This is a genomic window from Pseudoalteromonas sp. A601 (assembly GCF_002165575.1).
Taxonomy (GTDB): domain Bacteria; phylum Pseudomonadota; class Gammaproteobacteria; order Enterobacterales; family Alteromonadaceae; genus Pseudoalteromonas.
In genome coordinates this window covers 1-19,656 of record NZ_MXQF01000037.1, presented here as the reverse complement: position 1 = coordinate 19,656, position 19,656 = coordinate 1, and the positions used below count along the sequence as shown (strand labels likewise).

Below are 19,656 nucleotides of genomic sequence, written 5' to 3'. Positions count from 1 at the left end.
GTGTAATTAATCTGGGTATAACGCTAATATTTTCTCTAATTCATCTACTTGTTGATTAAATACATCAACTAATTTCGGCTCAAAATGTTTGCCTTTTTGCTCGTTGATTTCACTCACAACGGCCTCAACACTCCATGCCTCCTTGTAACAACGTTTATGGCGAAGCGCATCATATACATCAGCTAGTGCCACAATGCGACCAAATATGTGAATATTTTCACCTACTAACCCTTGTGGGTACCCAGTACCATCCCATTTTTCATGATGATCGCGTGCTACCTCAGCCCCAGCCTTAACAATATCGCGTTTCGACCCTTTTAATATTGCATGGCCTTTTTGCGCATGGGTTTGCATTATTGCCCATTCTTCATCAGTTAGCTTGGCCGGTTTATTCAAGATAGCATCAGGAATACCCACCTTACCTACATCGTGCAGCGGTGAAGCTAAGCGAATTAATTCAGCTTCTCGCTTTGATAAACCATAGCCTAAGGCTAATGAGTTACATATATGCGACACGCGTTTAACATGATTACCAGTCTCTGTTGAACGTTGTTCGAGTGCTTCACTTAAGCGCAAAACAAGTTCTTGTTGCGTGGCTTCAACTTCTGACTGCAGTTGCACATTTTCATACGCTAGCTGTACATTTTGTGAAAATATTTCAATCAAATGACGTTGAGTATCTGTTAAATATTGCGGAATTCCTGAAATAAACAGCATTGAATTATGGTTATATTCACTGCAACAATAGGCAAATAGGTAATTATTTTTATAAACAATTGTTTTATCTTGCAATGCTTGTTTGCATGCAAGTAATTGCTCATTATCAAGCACGTCTTCAATTGCTTTACCTTCGCTGCGTTCAAAGTCTCCTCGGCCAGAAAAAACAACTAACTTTTTTTGATTATCATCTGGGTTACTCGCCACTAGGCTGGTTGCATACATTGCTTTATCAACCGTCCCTAACAAAGAGGTTAACTGTTGCATAACCCCTTCGATAAAGTTTTCTAGTGAATGAGCAGCAAAGATATCTCTCGAGGCTTTAATTATTTTTTCGAGCCCTTGGCGAGATTGCTCAATGGATAAAATATCGCGATATGAACGTAAGCTCGACATCACCACAGTAAATAACTTTTGTGCGGTAAGCTCTGTCTTCGATTTGTAATCATTTATATCATAATTCACAATTACTTGGCGTTCAGGCGCTTGTCCTGGCTGACCGGTGCGAAGAATGATTCTGATATGATTATTTTTTGCTGTTTCGCGGATATACTGGGCGACTTTCAAACCTGCGTCATCGGTCTCCATGACAACATCAAGTAATACAATGGCCGCATCTGGGTGATTATCAATCATTGCTTTGGCTTCTTCGCCAGAATAAGCACTTATAAACTCTAAACGTTTATCTTGAAACTCAAAGTCGCTTAAAGCCAGTTTAGTTACTGCATGTACTTCAGGTTCATCATCAACAATAATGACTTTCCAAGTTCCCTGAACAATATTACTTACTTCTTCTTGTGGCTCATCCGAAAACAAAAAATCATCCATCACACTGGGTCCTTTGAAGGCTGTTACATTTTATTCTCACAGCGCTTTGTTGTTTATTTTGGCCACTGTGCGAACGTTACACGATCGTTATTTGCTAAATCTTTCACTGTAAGTATATTTGTATACGCCATTTGTGCAAAAAAACTATGCACTTTAGTACTTTGTTGATACCCATGCTCGAATATTAAATAGCCATTTGGCGCTAAATAATTCCTCGCTTGAGTGATAATATGCTTAATATCAGCCATACCATCATCATCGGCAACCAATGCTGAGAGTGGTTCAAAACGCACATCCCCTTGGGTTAGATGTTCATCATCATGCTCAATATAGGGCGGGTTACTTACTATTAAATCAAACTTTTGATTACTTACTTCACTAAACCAGTTACTTTGTAAAAAAGTAACCTGCTGTAAGCCTAATCGCTGTTTGTTTATTGTCGATAATGCAACTGCTTGCGCTATGCGGTCAACCCCTGTTATTTGCCAGTTTGCTTTTTCAAAGGCTAATGCAAGCGCAATTGCGCCAGTACCCGTGCCCAAGTCGAGTACTTTTGCATCTTCTTTGAGTGGTAAGTTTAGTGCAACTTCAACTAAGGTTTCTGTATCAGGTCGAGGGATTAGCGTTGTGGCGTTAACCTGCAGTGGCAAACTCCAAAACTCTCGCGTGCCGGTGATATGCGCAATAGGTTCACCATTTAAACGGCGCTGACAATAACTATCAAACAGCTGTTGTTGCTCTACCGTAAGTTGCTTTTCAGGCCAACTAAATAAATAGCTACGAGGTTTGTTTAATACCTCAAGCAGTAATACTTGGGCATCCAACTTAGCGCTGTCAGTGCTATTTTGCAAAAGCAAAGTAGCACTGTGGATTGCCGATTCAACTGTGTCTGTCACCTTTATTCATCGCCCATCGCAGCGAGTAAATCAGCTTGATGTTCTTGCATAAGCGGCTCAACAACACAGCCTAAATCCCCAGCGACAACTTCATTTAAACGATACAGTGTTAAGTTAATGCGGTGATCAGTAATTCGACCTTGTGGGTAGTTATAAGTACGAATACGCTCTGAACGGTCACCACTTCCCACTAAGTTACGGCGCTCAGATGCTTCTGCCGCGTGACGTTTTTCATCTTCAGCTTGTTGTAAGCGAGCAGCAAGTACTGACATCGCTTTAGCACGGTTTTTATGTTGTGAACGCTCATCCTGACACTCAACCACAACTCCCGTTGGAATGTGGGTAATACGTATTGCTGAGTCAGTTTTATTAACGTGCTGACCACCGGCACCTGATGCACGAAACGTATCAACTTTAATATCTGCGGTGTTTATTTCAATAGCCTCCGCCTCCGGAATTTCGGCCATAACCGCTACGGTACACGCAGAGGTATGAACACGCCCTTGCGACTCAGTTTCTGGCACACGTTGTACGCGGTGGGCACCTGATTCAAATTTAAGTTGGCCGTAAACACCTTCACCACTAATGTTTGCAATCACCTCTTTAAAGCCGCCATGCTCACCTTCATTGGTGCTCACAACTTCCACTTTCCACTTTTTCGTCTCAGCATAACGGGTATACATACGGAATAAGTCTCCCGCAAAAATAGCCGCTTCATCTCCCCCTGTTCCTGCACGTACTTCAAGAAACACGTTATTATTATCACGCGGGTCTTTTGGCAGCATCAGCACTTGAATTTGATCTTCAATAATTTGAATTTGTGATTTTGCTTCTTTATATTCTTCTTGCGCCATTTCACGCATATCAGGGTCAGAATCTTTTAGCATTTCTTCAGCGGTAGCAACATCCTCTTGTGACTGTTGGTACGATAAAAACGCTTTTACGATTTCTTCCAGCTCTGAGTATTCTTTTGAAAGAGCACGAAAGCGATTTTGATCGCTTATAACAGAGGGGTCACTTAGCAGCGCTTGCACTTCTTCATAACGCTCAACTAAGGTTTCTAATTTACGATAAACGGACTCTTTCATGTAACTGCTATTCCTGATCAATACCTAACATTTTCTTTAATTGGCTTAACTGATCAACTTCACCTTTTTTAGCCGCATCTTGAATTGCACGGGTAGGCGCGTGCATTAAACGGTTGGTTAATTTGTTGGCCAGCTCTAAAATTACTTTTTCTGCGTCTTTTCCGGTTGTTAATTGGCTTATAGCCTTATCAACCAGCTCAGACTTTATATCTTGTACATCTTGACGATAACTGCGAATTAGATCGACAGAATCAAGTGAACGCATCCACATTGCAAATTCGGCACTGCGATGAGTAATAATACCTTGTGCTTCTTCTGCGGCTTGCTCACGTGAGGCGATATTCTCGCTCACAATGGCTTGTAAGTCATCAACGGAATATAAATAGGCAGCATCAAGCTCCCCTACTTGGCTTTCAATATCCCGTGGTACTGCAATATCTATAAATAGCATAGGTTTATTGCGACGTTGTTTAAGCGCTTGTTCCACCACTCCTTTACCTATAATTGGCAACGTACTAGCGGTGGAGCTAATTACAATGTCGGCTTGGTGCAAACGTTCAGGTAACTGTGCTAACGCGATGACGTCAGCGGATACGTCTTGGGCTAAAGAGCGTGCACGTTCTATTGTGCGATTAGCAACCGTAATTTGCTGCGGTTCGTTTTGGTATAAATGTTTGGCAACCAACTCAATGGTTTCACCTGCGCCGATAAGCAAGACTTTAGTCTTGTTTAGCTTTCCGTATATATGCTTTGCTAAATTAACTGCGGCATATGCAACAGATACAGCGCTTGCTCCAATGTCAGTTTCAGTGCGCACTTGTTTTGCCACTGAAAAGGTTTTTTGAAATAAACGGTCGAATACCACATCAACAGAGTTGTGGTTTTTTGCACTATTATAAGCCTGTTTTATTTGGCCAAGTATTTGTGGCTCACCTAAAACAAGCGAATCTAAACCACAAGAGACTCGCATCAAATGGTTGATGGCTTCGTTATCTTGGTGGCAATATATATTTTTGCTCAGTTCCTGTTCATCTAACCCATGGAAACTGGCTAACCATTGCAACAGTATTTGGGAATTTTGCTGAGCAAGGCTACAATAGATTTCTGTACGGTTACAGGTTGATACAATAACCGCTTCATTAAACTGATCATGATCACTCAATTGCTGTAATGCTTCTGATAATTGCTCAGGTGAAAAGGCGACTTTTTCACGCAGTTCTACAGATGCGGTTTTATGATTAATACCAAGTGCTACTATGGTCATATGTGCCAAATATTGCTAAGCCATGCTCGAAAGGCAGTAATTTTATCAAAAATCATTGGAATATGGAAAGTAAGGAACGACATTTGATTCGACTATATTTGATTTTACTCACATTTTTTTTATTTTTAAGTGGTTGCGCACAGCGAATTGACCCACAAACGTCTCTTTATGTTGATTGGAAAGCAAAACTTTCAGCGCAAAATACATGGCAAGTTGAGGGGAAGCTGGCTTTTATTAGCCCTGATGAGCGTCAATCTGCCAATTTAAATTGGCAACAACAAGATGGTTTGAATCAACTGGTACTCACCACCTTTATTGGTACTCGTGTATTAGCACTTAAACAAGATGCCCAAGGTGCTGAGCTTGAGTACGATGGTGATACCTACCACGATACCAATGCAGCACAATTATTAAATCGTTTAACTGGATTTACTATCCCAATGGATAGTGCCGATGATTGGCTTAAAGGCACGGTTTCGAATGAGTCTTTGCAAGTAGATGAACTTGGCCGCGCGAAGAATGTAATGTGGCAGTCTCTTAACGGTCAAAAATGGCATATTAGCTACGGTGATTATCAACAATATGCAGGATTTTGGTTACCGAAAAGACTAACTTTGAAACATCAAAATATCAAAATAAAAATTCAATTATACCAATGGTACTTCAACGAACATGACTGATAGCACACTAACTCAATTTTCATTAATAGCCCCTGCTAAACTCAATTTATTTTTACATATAAATGGTCGCCGAGACGATGGCTACCATGAACTTGAAACCCTGTTCACATTTTTAAATTACGGCGATCAATTAGAGTTTACCTTATTAAATACCAATACAATTGAGGTAACTGGTGACACTCAAAATATCCCTTTAACTGACAACTTAATTTATAAAGCCGCTGTATTATTGCAAAAGCATACAAAAACCAGCCTAGGCGCAAAAATAAATTTAACTAAAGTTTTACCAATGGGAGGCGGTGTTGGCGGTGGCTCTTCAGATGCTGCAACCACCCTTTTAGCACTTAATACATTATGGCAGTGTAAGCTTTCTCTTACTGAATTAGCTCGCTTGGGTGTAACTCTTGGCGCAGACGTTCCTGTATTTATAAATGGTCGAAGTGCCTTAGCACAAGGGATTGGTGAGAAGTTGGTCGATGTTGAGCTTGAACAAAAATGGTATTGTGTTGTTCACCCAAGTGAGCATGTAAGTACCGCAAAAATTTTTACTCACCCTGATTTAACACGCAATACACCCAAGCTTAAAGGTGATTGGCAACAGCAGGTTTTACGTAATGACTGCGAGCCATTAGTTAAAAAGCTCTGTCCTGAGGTTGAAAAAACCCTCCAGTGGTTGCTAAAATACGCTCCGTCTAAGATGACTGGTACAGGCTCATGTTGTTTTGCTGAATTTGCAACGCAAATAGAAGCACAACATGTTCTTGAAAACCTCCCCCATAATTGGGATGGTTTTGTTACCAGTAGCGTTAATACCTCTCCTGCCCATACGCAGTTGAACGCAATTCATTTAAGCAATCAAGTAACGTACAAGTAAAATACAATGTAAGTTAACAAATGGCGCACTTGCCTCGTTTGTTAGTCCCAAAATTCAGTGCCTGAGGAACCCTACCGTGCCTGACATAAAGCTCTTCGCTGGTAACGCAACACCTGAGTTAGCTCAAAAAGTTGCAAAACGTTTATATATTGAAGTTGGCGATGCTGTTGTTGGCCGTTTTAGCGACGGTGAGATCAGTGTTCAAATAAATGAAAATGTTCGTGGCTCGGATGTTTTTATTGTGCAATCAACCTGTGCCCCTACTAACGATAACTTAATGGAGTTAATCGTTATGGTTGATGCATTACGTCGTGCATCTGCAGGTCGTATTACAGCCGTCATTCCTTATTTTGGTTATGCACGTCAAGATCGTCGTGTACGTTCTGCCCGCGTACCAATTACAGCAAAAGTAGTTGCTGATTTTCTATCGAGTGTAGGTGTTGACCGTGTTGTTATGGTTGATTTACACGCAGAGCAAATCCAAGGCTTCTTTGATGTGCCAGTTGATAACGTGTTTGGTAGCCCTGTGCTACTTGAAGACATGAAAAACCGTAACTTCGAAGATGTTGTTGTGGTATCTCCTGATATTGGTGGTGTAGTCCGTGCTCGTGCAATTGCTAAACTACTCAACGATACCGATCTTGCTATTATTGATAAACGTCGCCCACAAGCAAACGTTTCTCAAGTAATGCATATTATTGGTGATGTTGAAGGCCGTGATTGTATCATTGTCGATGATATGATCGACACTGGCGGTACTTTATGTAAAGCGGCAGAAGCACTTAAAGAACACGGTGCAAAACGTGTTTTCGCTTATGCAACTCACCCAATTCTTTCTGGGGTTGCAGCTGAAAACATCCGTAATTCTGTCATTGACGAAGTAATTGTTACCGATTCAATCCCATTAACTGAAGAATTAAAAACAATTGACAAAATTAAAGTACTGACACTTGCAGATATGCTTGCTGAAACGATTCGTCGTATTAGCAACGAAGAGTCTATCTCTGCGATGTTTGAACATTAAGCACACTATTTATTAGTGATTAAAGCGCCTAAATGGCGCTTTTTTTTTACCCTATGTTTCTTTTGCTGAGAGGTGGTGGTATGATAGCGCGCCTTTTGGCTAGGGACCTTGGTCGCAAAGGCCCTAACACTTTTAAATTACTGGAGACATTATGTCTAATACAACTTACACTTATGACGCTGAACTTCGCGTAGAAACTGGTACTGGTGCGAGCCGCCGCCTACGTCGCGAAGACAAAGTACCTGCAATCCTTTACGGTGCAGAAAAAGAAGCAGTAGCGCTTACTCTTGCTCATAAAGATATGATCAAAGCACAAGAAAGCGAAGGTTTTTACACTCATATTCTTACGCTTAACATTGGCGGCGAGTCTGTTGAAGCTATCTTAAAAGATATCCAACGTCACCCATTCAAGCCTAAGCTTACTCACCTTGATTTCCAACGTGTTGACGCTACTCATAAACTTCACACTAAAGTTCCTCTTCACTTCATCGGCGAAGATAAAGTAACTAAACTTGGTTCGACTGTTGTTCACCAATTAACTGAAGTTGAAATCACATGTCTTCCAAAAGCACTTCCAGAATTCGTTGAAGTTAACGTTTCTGACCTAGTAGCTGGTGATTCAATCCACCTTTCTGAACTTAAACTTCCTTCTGGCGTTCAATCAGTTGAACTTGCTAAAGGTGAAGGCCATGATCAGTCAATAGTTACTATTAAAGCTAACAAAGCAGCTCCAGCTGAAGACGAAGAAGCTTCAGACGCTGCAGAATAATATTTAAGGTCTTGCACCTTGAATTCTATTCAAATGCTTGTGGGCCTGGCTAATCCAGGCCCCGAATACGCAAACACACGCCACAATGCAGGTGCTTGGTTTATCGAGCAACTCGCAGCACGCTACAACTGTACGCTTAAACACGATCCTAAATATCACGGCCTAACCGGCAAAGTGATCATTCAAGGCCAAGAATTCAAATTATTGATCCCCACCACCTACATGAATTTAAGTGGTAAAGCGGTCAGTAGTTTAGCCAATTTTTTCAAAATCCCTATTGAAAACATCTTAGTTGCACATGATGAAATGGATTTAGACCCCGGCGTTGCTAAATTAAAAAAAGGCGGCGGACATGGCGGTCATAATGGTTTAAAAGACATTATTGCAAAAATGGCAAATCAAAAAGACTTTATGCGTTTACGTGTTGGTATAGGTCATCCTGGACATCGTGAAATGGTCACTGGTTGGGTGCTTGGAAAAGCAGCCAAAGAAGACCAAGAAAAAATGGATGCCGCTGTAGATGAAGCAGTTCGTTGTATGGAAATACTTGCAAAAGACGGTGTGTTAAAAGCACAAAACAGACTTCATTCGTTTAAACCCTAGTAACATCGTTATTAAATCGGTTAAACGGATCTAAACAAGGTATCTTACTATGGGTTTTAAATGTGGTATCGTTGGTTTACCAAATGTTGGTAAATCTACATTATTTAATGCATTAACCAAAGCGGGCATTGAAGCCGCTAACTTCCCTTTTTGTACCATCGAACCAAACACTGGTGTGGTTCCGGTTCCTGACGCTCGCTTAGACGAACTTGCTAAAATCGTTAACCCTCAACGCATTCTTCCAACCAGTATGGAATTTGTTGATATAGCAGGATTAGTAAAAGGCGCATCAAAAGGTGAAGGTCTTGGTAATCAATTTTTAGCTAACATTCGTGAAACAGATGCGATTGGCCATGTTGTGCGTTGCTTTGAGGACGAAAATGTCATTCACGTTGCAGGTACTATTGATCCAGCTGACGATATCGACGTAATTAACACTGAACTCGTACTTGCTGATATGGACAGTGCTGAGAAAGCGCTTTTCCGTAATGCCAAAAAAGCGAAAGGCGGTGATAAAGACGCAAAAGAGCAAAATGCTGCACTTGAAAAAGTAAAAGTACACCTTGATGAAGGGTTAACTTTACGTTCTTTAGAGCTAACTAAAGAAGAAAAAGCAGCCATTGCTTCTATCAACTTCTTAACTATCAAACCAACTATGTATATTGCTAACGTTGCTGAAGATGGTTTTGAAAATAACCCGCTCCTTGACCGCGTACGTGAAATTGCAGCAGCAGAAGATGCGGTCGTTGTTCCTGTATGTGCAGCGATTGAGTCAGAGCTTTCTGAGCTTGAAGAAGAAGACAAACTTGAATTTATGGCTGACCTTGGTTTAGAAGAACCTGGCCTTAACCTCGTAATCCGTGGTGGCTATGAATTACTTCATCTTCAAACTTACTTTACGGCTGGCGTAAAAGAAGTTCGTGCATGGACCATTCCTGTTGGTGCAACGGCACCACAAGCAGCGGGTAAGATCCATACCGACTTTGAACGTGGCTTTATCCGCGCACAAACGATTGCTTATGATGACTACATCTCTTTTAAAGGGGAAAGTGGTGCAAAAGAAGCAGGTAAAATGCGTCAAGAAGGTAAAGAATACATTGTTAAAGATGGCGATGTAATGAACTTCTTGTTCAACGTATAGTTACTATTTACGCTAAATAATGTTTAGCGATGATTTTAAAGGCTCGTATTTACGAGCCTTTTTTGTTTTTGTGCTATTATCGAATAATAGTGACGCGAGCATTTATGCTCATTCGCTTGTTAAAAAAACAGCGTTTTTAATAAAAAATAGCCTCTTAGCTTAATTTTCCTGCAAACAAACCCTGATAAGTGTTTTTTTGCAAAAAAGGTGTTGACGGATTTAGGTCATATCAGCATAATACGCCCCGCACTCAGCGATGAAGTGCTAACAAAAAAGATGGCTAAGTAGCTCAGCTGGTTAGAGCACATCACTCATAATGATGGGGTCACAGGTTCAAATCCCGTCTTAGCCACCATTATTTTTTGTACTCAATGAAGAGTTTAAAATAACTACCATCTCTTTGATTAATTCAAAGCGATAATACGGGAGTGGCGGAATTGGCAGTTGTCTTGAATTAGACGCTGGATTTAGGTTCCGAAACATTGTTACCTGTATACTCGATGCGGGAGTGGCGGAATTGGTAGACGCGCTGGATTTAGGTTCCAGTAACTTAGGTTGTGAGAGTTCAAGTCTCTCCTTCCGCACCATGTTCTTGATAAGAATTAAAACTATCAATTGTTTCTGTTGGGATATCGCCAAGCGGTAAGGCACCAGGTTTTGATCCTGGCATTCCCAGGTTCAAATCCTGGTATCCCAGCCAACAATGGCTAAGTAGCTCAGCTGGTTAGAGCACATCACTCATAATGATGGGGTCACAGGTTCAAATCCCGTCTTAGCCACCATTTCTTCTTTTAGAAGTGGCTCTGCAAGAGTTAAATTGCACTCAATGAAGAGTTTAAAATAACTACCATGTGTTTTATTACACAAGTATGCGGGAGTGGCGGAATTGGCAGTTGTCTTGAATTAGACGCTGGATTTAGGTTCCAAAACAGTATTACCTGTATATTCGATGCGGGAGTGGCGGAATTGGTAGACGCGCTGGATTTAGGTTCCAGTAACTTAGGTTGTGAGAGTTCAAGTCTCTCCTTCCGCACCATGTTCTTGATAAGAACTAAAACTATCAAATAATTCTTAGTTGGGATATCGCCAAGCGGTAAGGCACCAGGTTTTGATCCTGGCATTCCCAGGTTCAAATCCTGGTATCCCAGCCAACTTCTTCTACCAAAGAAATGTTGTTTAAGAATAACTCTTGCTAGGAGTATAAAAAGCAAACCCTTTGATGCGGGAGTGGCGGAATTGGTAGACGCGCTGGATTTAGGTTCCAGTAACTTCGGTTGTGAGAGTTCAAGTCTCTCCTTCCGCACCATGTTCTTGATAAGAACTAAAACTATCAAATAATTCTTAGTTGGGATATCGCCAAGCGGTAAGGCACCAGGTTTTGATCCTGGCATTCCCAGGTTCAAATCCTGGTATCCCAGCCAACTTCTTCTACCAAAGAAATGTTGTTTAAGAATAACTCTTGCTAGGAGTATAAAAAGCAAACCCTTTGATGCGGGAGTGGCGGAATTGGTAGACGCGCTGGATTTAGGTTCCAGTAACTTCGGTTGTGAGAGTTCAAGTCTCTCCTTCCGCACCATGTTCTTGATAAGAACTAAAACTATCAAATAATTCTTAGTTGGGATATCGCCAAGCGGTAAGGCACCAGGTTTTGATCCTGGCATTCCCAGGTTCAAATCCTGGTATCCCAGCCAACTTCTTTTATCAAAGAAATGTTGTTTAAGAATATAGAACTGTGGGAGTGGCGGAATTGGCGGTTGTCTTGAATTAGACGCTGGATTTTGGTTCCAAAACGATTAACTGCATTCTAAGAACTGCGGGAGTGGCGGAATTGGTAGACGCGCTGGATTTAGGTTCCAGTAACTTCGGTTGTGAGAGTTCAAGTCTCTCCTTCCGCACCATGTTCTTAATTAGAACTAAAACTCATCCAAATTTAGAGTTGGGATATCGCCAAGCGGTAAGGCACCAGGTTTTGATCCTGGCATTCCCAGGTTCAAATCCTGGTATCCCAGCCAATTTCTTACTACCTCCCTCTTTAATCTTTAATCTTTAATCTTTAATCTTTAATCTTTAATCTTTAATCTTTAATCTTTAATCTTTAATCTTTAATCTTTAATCTTTAATCTTTAATCTTTAATCTTTAATCTTTAATCTTTAATCTTTAATCTTTAATCTTTAATCTTTAATCTTTAATCTTTAATCTTTAATCTTTAATCTTTAATCTTTAATCTTTAATCTTTAATCTTTAATCTTTAATCTTTAATCTTTAATCTTTAATCTTTAATCTTTAATCTTTAATCTTTAATCTTTAATCTTTAATCTTTAATCTTTAATCTTTAATCTTTAATCTTTAATCTTTAATCTTTAATCTTTAATCTTTAATCTTTAATCTTTAATCTTTAATCTTTAATCTTTAATCTTTAATCTTTAATCTTTAATCTTTAATCTTTAATCTTTAATCTTTAATCTTTAATCTTTAATCTTTAATCTTTAATCTTTAATCTTTAATCTTTAATCTTTAATCTTTAATCTTTAATCTTTAATCTTTAATCTTTAATCTTTAATCTTTAATCTTTAATCTTTAATCTTTAATCTTTAATCTTTAATCAAAATTGTTTGAGCGAGCTTTCACCCACTCCACTTGTAATTTAGTTATTTCAATTCACCACTAATCGCATATTTCAAAACCCAGTTTTTTACCGGACCAGCATTATTCGCTAATTTCAAAAAGCGATTACGTGCCCATTGCAGCGGTGTCAGTTGATTCGAAAAACCAAAATAACAGGCATCCATCATACTCATCATCAGTAAGTTTACTTTTCGACGGCTCTGCTCGTAGTGTTTAAGGTGTATTGCAGCACCTATGTCATCTACCGTTGCTAAAATATCGCCAAGGGCTGCTACATCTTGAAAGCCTAGATTAACTCCCTGCCCGGCTAAAGGGTTTATAGTGTGAGCCGCATCTCCGACTAACACTAAACGTCCTGATGAATATTGATTAGCGTGTTGGCGAGCAAGTGGAAATACAGCTTGGTTAACAATTTCGAAATCACCCGCTAACGGAGCAAAATTTTCAATTATTTGTTGTTTTAACTGATCTGTAGGTAATTTATTTAAACCTTGTAACTTCGCTGCGTCGTCGTACCAGATTAAATTAGCGTAAGGTGCTTGCATAGGTAAAAATGCAACAGGGCCACTAGGTTTAAATTGTTGCCATGTTTTAATTTGCTGCGCAGCATCAAGTTTAATTAAAACCCCCATACAGTGTTGTTGGTATTGCCAACCAGTTACTCCAATATTTGCTTTTGCGCGTAATTGGGATTGACCACCGTCGGCTGCGATGACTAAATCTGCGCTGTAACGCTCTTCACCATAAATTAGGCTAATATCTTGCGTTGTTTGTTCAATAGCACAAATCGGTGACTTAATATCAAGTACTTCAATATCATGTTGTTCAAATTGCTGCCAGAGACTAGCTTGTATTAATTTGTTCTCGATTAGGTGACCCAAATGAGTGGTATCAATATCTTTACAATCAAACAAAAGATTATCGCCTATACATTCAAACGCTTCTAATTGCTGATATGGTGCTAATCGTGATTGTTTTAAATGCGTCATAGCCCCCAGATCACTTAACAGGTTTTCAGAAAAACGATTGATAGCTGACACGCGTATATCGATAGTCTCGCTTTGCAGTACTTGTTCAGCAATGATAGGTCGTTGTTCTATCACGCGTACAGCACAACCTTGCTTCGCTAACTTTACAGCCATTGCTGCGCCGACCATTCCACCGCCAACAACGATAACTTTGTTTTTTTGCATATTTTTAATCACAACTAAGGCCACTAATTATGGTGTTGATTGTAACGTACTTAATTGAAAAAATGCGAGTTGCTTTCATCCTTAGCAGTACTATTGCACACTTTGTTTGATTTCAAACCACAAAGATCAAATCTATACTTGGATCTGGACGGGTATCCAGATAAAATACGCGTCCTTTAAGTTAGCGGGCATTTAAATGCTCACATCACTTAATCCTGTTTCTAGCACACTTTAGTGCCACTACCGAATTGAAAACGAGGCTATATTTCAATGAGTAAAAAGCTGCATATTAAAACTTGGGGTTGTCAGATGAATGAGTACGACTCTCAGAAAATGGCGGATCTCCTCGATGCAACCAACGGCTATCAGTTAACTGAAGAAGCCGGTGAAGCAGATGTCATTCTACTCAATACGTGTTCAATTCGTGAAAAAGCACAAGAAAAGGTGTTTCATCAACTGGGGCGTTGGAAGTTATTAAAAGATGATAAGCCTGATTTAGTTATTGGTGTTGGTGGCTGTGTTGCCTCTCAAGAAGGTGACTCTATTCGTCAACGTGCTCCTTTTGTTGATGTGATTTTTGGCCCGCAAACGTTACACCGCTTACCTGAAATGATTAAACAAGTACAAGGTAATAAAGGCAGTTCAGTGGTTGATATTTCATTCCCAGAGATTGAAAAGTTCGACCGTTTACCTGAACCAAAAGCTGAAGGCCCAAGTGCATTTGTATCTATTATGGAAGGCTGTTCAAAATACTGTACTTTCTGCGTAGTGCCTTACACACGTGGTGAAGAAGTCAGTCGCCCGCTTGATGACGTATTACTTGAAGTCGCTCAACTTGCAGAGCAAGGTGTACGTGAGGTTAACCTGCTTGGCCAAAACGTGAACGCCTACCGCGGTGAAACCTACGATGGTGAAATTTGTTACTTCTCAGATTTAATTCGTTATGTAGCAGCAATTGATGGTATTGACCGTATTCGTTATACCACATCGCATCCCGTAGAATTTACACCTGATATTATTGACGCCTATGCAGATGTACCTGAGCTTGTTGATCATTTGCATCTACCAGTGCAAAGTGGTTCTGACCGTATTTTAAACTTAATGAAGCGCGGCCATACAGCACTTGAGTACAAATCAACTATTCGTAAACTGCGTAAAATTCGCCCTAATTTAAGCATGTCGTCTGATTTCATTATAGGTTTTCCTGGTGAAAGTAAGATGGACTTTGAAGCCACAATGAACCTAATTAACGAAATTGGTTTTGATATGAGCTTTAGCTTTATCTACAGTGCTCGTCCAGGTACACCTGCCGCGGATTTGCCTGATGATGTATCTGAGCAAGAGAAAAAAGAACGTTTATACTTATTACAAAACCGTATTACGCAAATGGCGCAGCAAATCAGCCGCCAAATGTTTAATACCGAGCAACGTATACTCGTTGAAGGCCCATCGAAGAAAAACCCGATGGAGCTACGTGGCCGTACCGAAAACAACCGCGTTGTGAACTTTGTAGGCCCACATAATGTGATCGGTCAGTTTGTTGATGTACGTATCACAGAAGCGTTGCCTAACTCTTTACGTGGTGACTTAATTCGTACAGAATCCGAAATGAACTTACGCCGTGATGTTGCCCCTGCTGATATTTTAAGTAAAGCAGCGCAGCCTGAAGCTCAAGTAACCCCGAACGAAATCGGTGTTGCGACATTCGTTCCGTAGGCGATAATGACTGTGCCAGCGCTGTCTGGCACACCACAACAGGAAGCAATTTTGAGTAATCAATTAAAAAAATTAGAGATTTATTTAGAACCCTCCGACAATAAGCGCCTTTCTTCTTTATGCGGCCCGTTTGACGAAAATATCAAGCAAATTGAACGCCGTTTGGGCGTCGAAATCACTCATCGCGATAACTACTTTAAAATTACAGGTAAAACCACCAGTGCCTTTGCTGCAATGGAAATTGTTAAAGACCTGTATGTTGAAACACAGCCTGTGCGTGGCGTAGTTAATGACATTGAACCGAACACAGTACATTTAGCCATAACTGAATCCACAGCGCTTGAACAAGATGAGCTTAGCGAATATGGCAAAGAAGTGGTGATAAAAACGCGCCGAGGCGTGATTAAACCACGTAACGATAACCAAGGACATTATGTATCAAATATTTTTCGTCACGATATTACCTTTGGTATTGGACCTGCAGGTACGGGTAAAACATACCTAGCAGTAGCCGCAGCCGTTGATGCCCTAGAACGCCAGGAAATACGCCGAATATTGCTTACTCGTCCTGCTGTTGAAGCGGGTGAGCGACTGGGTTTTTTACCTGGTGACTTAAGCCAAAAAATCGACCCATACCTGCGACCGTTATACGATGCATTATTTGAAATGATGGGTTTTGAAAAAGTTGAAAAGCTACTTGAACAAAATGTTATTGAAGTAGCGCCACTTGCATTTATGCGTGGTCGTACACTAAACGATGCCTTTATTATTTTAGATGAAAGCCAAAATACCACTGTAGAACAAATGAAAATGTTCTTAACACGTATCGGCTTTAACTCTAAAGCGGTAATCACTGGTGATATCACCCAAGTTGATTTACCGCGCGGTGCTCGCTCTGGCCTTCGACATGCCATTGAAGTGCTCAGTGATGTTGAAGAAGTCAGTTTTAACTTCTTCCAATCACACGATGTTGTTCGCCACCCTGTTGTAGCCCGTATTGTTGAAGCCTATGAGCGCAACGACGAAGCAGACCGAATAAGACGCGCAGAAAAACAACGCGCTAAAGATTTACTCGCCAATGCCGAGCAATCAGACCCTGAGACTAAAGAGTAATACTGTGACAACAGAACTTGATTTACAAATAGCCTGTGAGTTTGACAACTTACCGAGCCTTGAACAATTCGCTTTATGGGCTAACAAAGTACTCAGTCAATATCGCGACGAATCAGAGCTAACCATTGTTATTGCTGACGAAGAACAAAGCCAACAGCTAAATAATGATTACCGTAGTAAAAATAAACCGACAAATGTTTTGTCGTTTGAATTTGAAGCACCACCGGGAATTGAACTCCCATTAGTAGGTGATTTAATCATTTGCCCAGCCATTGTTTTAGCCGAAGCAAATGAGCAAGAAAAGACCTTTCACGACCATTTTGCCCATATGGTGATCCACGGATGCTTGCATTTACTTGGATTTGACCATATAAAGGATGAAGATGCGAATGAGATGGAAAGCATAGAAAAGCAATTACTTGCCGATCTAGGCATAGCAGACCCATATCGGGACGATATTTAAATTAACGGAGCAGATAGACGCAATGAGCGACGATAACTCGCAGACTAGCCAGGGTTCTTCTAGCAAGACCTGGTTGGGTAGAATTACCCAAATGTTGCAAGGGGAACCCCAGAATAGAGAAGAGCTGGTTGAAGTAATTGCCGATGCGCAAGAACGGGATGTCATTGATCCTGAAACGAAAGAGATGATTGAAGGTGTGCTTGGTGTATCCGAGCTTAAAGTGCGAGACATCATGATCCCGCGCTCACAAATGATCACCTTAGAAGTTGACGCACAGCTAGAACAATTAATTCCGATGATGGTTGATTCAACGCATTCACGTTTTCCTGTGGTATGCGAAGACAAAGACCATGTTGAAGGTATTTTATTAGCAAAAGATTTATTGCCGTTAATATTAAATAAAGATGATCAATTACCCTCGTTACGCGATTATTTACGCCCAGCCGTTGTGGTGCCTGAAAGTAAACGCGTAGACACACTATTGAATGAGTTTCGCCAACAGCGCTACCACATGGCTATTGTTATTGATGAATACGGTGGTGTATCAGGGCTTGTTACAATAGAAGATATCTTAGAAATTATCGTCGGCGAGATTGAAGACGAACACGATGAAGAAGAAGAACAACAAGACATTCGCAAACTTGCCAAACATGTATATGTAGTGCAAGCGCTAACACCTGTAGATGATTTTAACGAAAAATTTAAAACAGGCTACAGCACACAAGAAGCCGACACAATTGGCGGTACTGTGTTGCATGCGTTTGGCCATATGCCAGGGCGCGGCGAAACCATCGAAATCGATGGCCTACAATTTAAAGTAACTAATGCAGATAACCGTCGGTTATTGCAACTACAAGTTACTGTACCTAAGGCTGAAGACAGCGACAGTGAAGACAATACTGACTAACTGCCTACATTTAGCAAAAGATAAAAAAGCATGGCTCGCACTAGTTGCGGGCCTCTTTTTGACTTTGAGCTATGCCCCATTCGGGATTTGGCCCCTGACCTTTATTTGCCTAATTGTGGCAATTTACACCTCACATAACCAACAATACGGTAAAAAGCCCAGCAAACAAGCTGCTAAATATGGCTTTCTGTTTGGTCTAGGATGGTTTGGTGCTGGTATAAGTTGGGTGCATGTGTCTATAGCCACATTCGGCGGTATGCCACTGGCAGCCTCAGTGCTGCTTATGGTGCTGTTATGTGCCTATCTAGCTATTTACCCTGCCCTCGCCTTTATGTTTGCTACACGCTTTGCTAGCGGCGCACATAGCTACGGGTTATTACTTATTACCGGTTTTGCTGTAACAGAGTATTTACGTGGTGTGGTACTAACTGGCTTTCCTTGGCTAAGCTTTGGCTATACACAAACCGATAGCCCGTTAAATTATTTAGCGCCCACGCTCGGTGAGTTTGGCCTAACATTAATCTGTATTGCCATTGCATTTTCATTTTACCAATTACTGTTCAATCGCAGTTTAAAGAGTACTATTGCAACGGCAGCCTTTATTGCCCTCATTTCACTGATTGGCAATATATCTCAAAGCCCTCACTATAACGATAAAACCATCAGCACATTACTCGTTCAGGGTAATATAAAGCAACATCTACGCTTTGAACCCAGTGAGTTTTGGACCACCATGAGTAAGTACCAAGACATGACGCGCCCGCACTGGAACGCTGACTTGGTAGTTTGGCCAGAAGCCGCGGTGCCTGAAATAGAAGCCCTTGCCGACAGTTTTTTAGCTGGCCTTGATAGCGCCGCCTCATTTAATGAAACCGCCCTTATTACCGGTATTGTCGACTACCAGCTTGATACCAAAACTATCTTCAATACCCTTATAGTACTGGGTAATAAAGAACGTGACGACGAGCACGGCCACTATCAATACTTAGGTAAAAACCGCTATCAAAAACACCAGTTACTCCCCATTGGTGAGTTTGTGCCGTTTGAAGATATTCTGCGCCCTATCGCGCCGTTATTTGATTTACCCATGTCGTCATTCACACGGGGTGATGAAGTACAAAACAACTTACGCGCCAACGGCCTAAATATTCTTCCTGCTATTTGCTACGAAATCGCCTTTGCTGATTTAGTGCGTGGCAATTACCACAGCGAATCTGATATTTTGTTTACGGTAAGTAACGATGCCTGGTTTGGCGCATCTCACGGCCCGCACCAACATATGCAAATAGCTCGTATGCGCGCCCTTGAATTACAACGCCCGCTTATTAGAGTAACAAATAACGGCATCAGCGGCGTGTACGATCCAGTTAGTCAAACTCAAATCAGCATGCCACAGTTCAAGGCTGAAACTCTAAAAGTGAACGTTAAGCTTATTGAAGGTGATAGCATTTATAGTCAATATGGTAATTTGCCAGTGTGGATAGTAGTGGTGTTGATGGGTTTTGTGGGAGTGGTTAAAAGATTAAAGCTTTAAACAAGATGTAAAATTATCTTTATTGATAACTTTCACTTGTCCCAGCCAGCTTTGATGTAATTTCTTAACTAACGAAATTTTAACTTCTTAGTTTGCCGCTAGAGTATGTAATTGATTACATACTCTAGGAGTCTATGAGCTTGTGCTAAGTGAGTACTATGCTTCAAATAGTTAGCTAAATCTTGAAGCATAAATAAACATCCCCGGGGCAAGCCCTTCT

General features: G+C 40.8%; 16 protein-coding genes and 12 tRNA genes. 23 read left to right on the top strand and 5 right to left on the bottom strand.

The genetic code is table 11. From position 1 onward, the window contains the following. Positions 1-6: 6 nt before the first annotated feature. The 4 genes from B5G52_RS19205 to hemA are packed head-to-tail and all read right to left on the bottom strand — an operon-like array spanning position 7 to position 4,793. Entirely contained in the window at positions 7-1,545 is a 1,539-nt protein-coding gene (locus B5G52_RS19205) for a response regulator (RefSeq protein WP_087534242.1), read from the bottom strand. Between the two features lie 53 nt (positions 1,546-1,598). Then, positions 1,599-2,441 carry a peptide chain release factor N(5)-glutamine methyltransferase gene (gene prmC / locus B5G52_RS19200; protein ID WP_087534241.1) on the bottom strand — a complete coding sequence of 281 codons (843 nt, stop codon included), beginning with the start codon at positions 2,439-2,441 and terminating at the stop codon, positions 1,599-1,601. A gap of 2 nt (positions 2,442-2,443) precedes the next feature. Continuing rightward, a complete protein-coding gene (gene prfA, locus B5G52_RS19195) occupies positions 2,444-3,529 on the bottom strand; it encodes a peptide chain release factor 1 (protein ID WP_087534240.1) in 1,086 nt (361 codons plus the stop codon). A gap of 7 nt (positions 3,530-3,536) precedes the next feature. Further along, positions 3,537-4,793 (bottom strand): glutamyl-tRNA reductase, encoded by a 1,257-nt coding sequence (gene hemA, locus B5G52_RS19190; RefSeq protein ID WP_176372588.1) that lies wholly within the window; start codon positions 4,791-4,793, stop codon positions 3,537-3,539. Between the two features lie 83 nt (positions 4,794-4,876). Here hemA and lolB point away from each other — a divergent pair, with 83 nt between their 5' ends. The 18 genes from lolB to B5G52_RS19100 all read left to right on the top strand — a co-directional run bounded on the left by lolB (position 4,877) and on the right by B5G52_RS19100 (position 11,896). Continuing rightward, positions 4,877-5,473, top strand: coding sequence for a lipoprotein insertase outer membrane protein LolB (lolB, locus tag B5G52_RS19185; RefSeq protein ID WP_087534238.1), 597 nt, complete (start codon positions 4,877-4,879; stop codon positions 5,471-5,473). Further along, positions 5,466-6,347: a 4-(cytidine 5'-diphospho)-2-C-methyl-D-erythritol kinase gene (gene ispE, locus B5G52_RS19180; RefSeq protein ID WP_087534237.1), complete on the top strand. Its 882-nt coding sequence runs from the start codon at positions 5,466-5,468 to the stop codon at positions 6,345-6,347. Before lolB ends, ispE begins: the two co-directional genes overlap by 8 nt. Before the next feature lie 76 nt (positions 6,348-6,423). Further along, entirely contained in the window at positions 6,424-7,371 is a 948-nt protein-coding gene (locus B5G52_RS19175; RefSeq protein ID WP_087534236.1) for a ribose-phosphate pyrophosphokinase, read from the top strand. Between the two features lie 151 nt (positions 7,372-7,522). Next, entirely contained in the window at positions 7,523-8,140 is a 618-nt protein-coding gene (locus tag B5G52_RS19170) for a 50S ribosomal protein L25/general stress protein Ctc (RefSeq protein WP_087534235.1), read from the top strand. A gap of 18 nt (positions 8,141-8,158) precedes the next feature. Next, positions 8,159-8,743, top strand: a complete 585-nt coding sequence (gene pth, locus B5G52_RS19165) for an aminoacyl-tRNA hydrolase (RefSeq protein ID WP_087534234.1) — start codon at positions 8,159-8,161, stop codon at positions 8,741-8,743. Between the two features lie 49 nt (positions 8,744-8,792). After that, positions 8,793-9,884, top strand: a complete 1,092-nt coding sequence (gene ychF, locus B5G52_RS19160; RefSeq protein ID WP_087534233.1) for a redox-regulated ATPase YchF — start codon at positions 8,793-8,795, stop codon at positions 9,882-9,884. Between the two features lie 278 nt (positions 9,885-10,162). Beyond that, positions 10,163-10,239, top strand: a tRNA-Met gene (locus B5G52_RS19155). A gap of 147 nt (positions 10,240-10,386) precedes the next feature. Next, positions 10,387-10,471: transfer RNA gene (locus tag B5G52_RS19150), tRNA-Leu, on the top strand. A gap of 38 nt (positions 10,472-10,509) precedes the next feature. Continuing rightward, a tRNA-Gln gene (locus B5G52_RS19145) sits at positions 10,510-10,584 on the top strand. Positions 10,585-10,589: 5 nt separating this feature from the next. After that, positions 10,590-10,666: transfer RNA gene (locus B5G52_RS19140), tRNA-Met, on the top strand. A gap of 169 nt (positions 10,667-10,835) precedes the next feature. Then, positions 10,836-10,920 (top strand) — tRNA-Leu (locus B5G52_RS19135). A gap of 40 nt (positions 10,921-10,960) precedes the next feature. Beyond that, positions 10,961-11,035, top strand: a tRNA-Gln gene (locus B5G52_RS19130). A gap of 70 nt (positions 11,036-11,105) precedes the next feature. Next, a tRNA-Leu gene (locus B5G52_RS19125) sits at positions 11,106-11,190 on the top strand. A 40-nt stretch (positions 11,191-11,230) separates the two neighbouring features. After that, positions 11,231-11,305, top strand: a tRNA-Gln gene (locus tag B5G52_RS19120). Between the two features lie 70 nt (positions 11,306-11,375). Continuing rightward, positions 11,376-11,460: transfer RNA gene (locus B5G52_RS19115), tRNA-Leu, on the top strand. Between the two features lie 40 nt (positions 11,461-11,500). Beyond that, positions 11,501-11,575: transfer RNA gene (locus tag B5G52_RS19110), tRNA-Gln, on the top strand. A 122-nt stretch (positions 11,576-11,697) separates the two neighbouring features. Next, a tRNA-Leu gene (locus tag B5G52_RS19105) sits at positions 11,698-11,782 on the top strand. 39 nt (positions 11,783-11,821) lie between these two features. After that, a tRNA-Gln gene (locus B5G52_RS19100) sits at positions 11,822-11,896 on the top strand. A 637-nt stretch (positions 11,897-12,533) separates the two neighbouring features. Here the strand turns inward: B5G52_RS19100 and B5G52_RS19095 are convergent. Beyond that, on the bottom strand, positions 12,534-13,703 hold the full coding sequence (locus B5G52_RS19095; protein ID WP_176372587.1) for an FAD-dependent monooxygenase: 1,170 nt from the start codon (positions 13,701-13,703) through the stop codon (positions 12,534-12,536). Positions 13,704-13,973: 270 nt separating this feature from the next. Between B5G52_RS19095 and miaB the strand changes: the two genes are divergently transcribed. From miaB to lnt, 5 genes are read left to right on the top strand one after another with little or no spacing between them, the layout of a single operon-like run. Next, positions 13,974-15,419: a tRNA (N6-isopentenyl adenosine(37)-C2)-methylthiotransferase MiaB gene (miaB, locus tag B5G52_RS19090; RefSeq protein ID WP_087534232.1), complete on the top strand. Its 1,446-nt coding sequence runs from the start codon at positions 13,974-13,976 to the stop codon at positions 15,417-15,419. Between the two features lie 51 nt (positions 15,420-15,470). Continuing rightward, a complete protein-coding gene (locus tag B5G52_RS19085; RefSeq protein ID WP_087534267.1) occupies positions 15,471-16,532 on the top strand; it encodes a PhoH family protein in 1,062 nt (353 codons plus the stop codon). A 4-nt stretch (positions 16,533-16,536) separates the two neighbouring features. Next, positions 16,537-16,995 (top strand): rRNA maturation RNase YbeY, encoded by a 459-nt coding sequence (gene ybeY, locus B5G52_RS19080; RefSeq protein ID WP_087534231.1) that lies wholly within the window; start codon positions 16,537-16,539, stop codon positions 16,993-16,995. A gap of 22 nt (positions 16,996-17,017) precedes the next feature. Beyond that, positions 17,018-17,902, top strand: coding sequence for a CNNM family magnesium/cobalt transport protein CorC (gene corC, locus B5G52_RS19075; RefSeq protein ID WP_087534230.1), 885 nt, complete (start codon positions 17,018-17,020; stop codon positions 17,900-17,902). Then, positions 17,883-19,436, top strand: coding sequence for an apolipoprotein N-acyltransferase (lnt, locus tag B5G52_RS19070; RefSeq protein ID WP_087534229.1), 1,554 nt, complete (start codon positions 17,883-17,885; stop codon positions 19,434-19,436). The genes corC and lnt overlap by 20 nt, the downstream gene beginning before the upstream one ends. The last annotated feature ends 220 nt before the right edge of the window (positions 19,437-19,656 follow it).

Bases quoted from the DNA above. Each gene is read 5' to 3' on its own strand.
- B5G52_RS19170 (WP_087534235.1), top strand. From the start codon at position 7,523: ATGTCTAATACAACTTACACTTATGACGCTGAACTTCGCGTAGAAACT.
- hemA (WP_176372588.1), bottom strand. From the start codon at position 4,793: ATGACCATAGTAGCACTTGGTATTAATCATAAAACCGCATCTGTAGAA.
- miaB (WP_087534232.1), top strand. From the start codon at position 13,974: ATGAGTAAAAAGCTGCATATTAAAACTTGGGGTTGTCAGATGAATGAG.
- corC (WP_087534230.1), top strand. From the start codon at position 17,018: ATGAGCGACGATAACTCGCAGACTAGCCAGGGTTCTTCTAGCAAGACC.
- prfA (WP_087534240.1), bottom strand. From the start codon at position 3,529: ATGAAAGAGTCCGTTTATCGTAAATTAGAAACCTTAGTTGAGCGTTAT.
- ychF (WP_087534233.1), top strand. From the start codon at position 8,793: ATGGGTTTTAAATGTGGTATCGTTGGTTTACCAAATGTTGGTAAATCT.
- B5G52_RS19095 (WP_176372587.1), bottom strand. From the start codon at position 13,703: ATGCAAAAAAACAAAGTTATCGTTGTTGGCGGTGGAATGGTCGGCGCA.
- ispE (WP_087534237.1), top strand. From the start codon at position 5,466: ATGACTGATAGCACACTAACTCAATTTTCATTAATAGCCCCTGCTAAA.
- B5G52_RS19205 (WP_087534242.1), bottom strand. From the start codon at position 1,545: ATGGATGATTTTTTGTTTTCGGATGAGCCACAAGAAGAAGTAAGTAAT.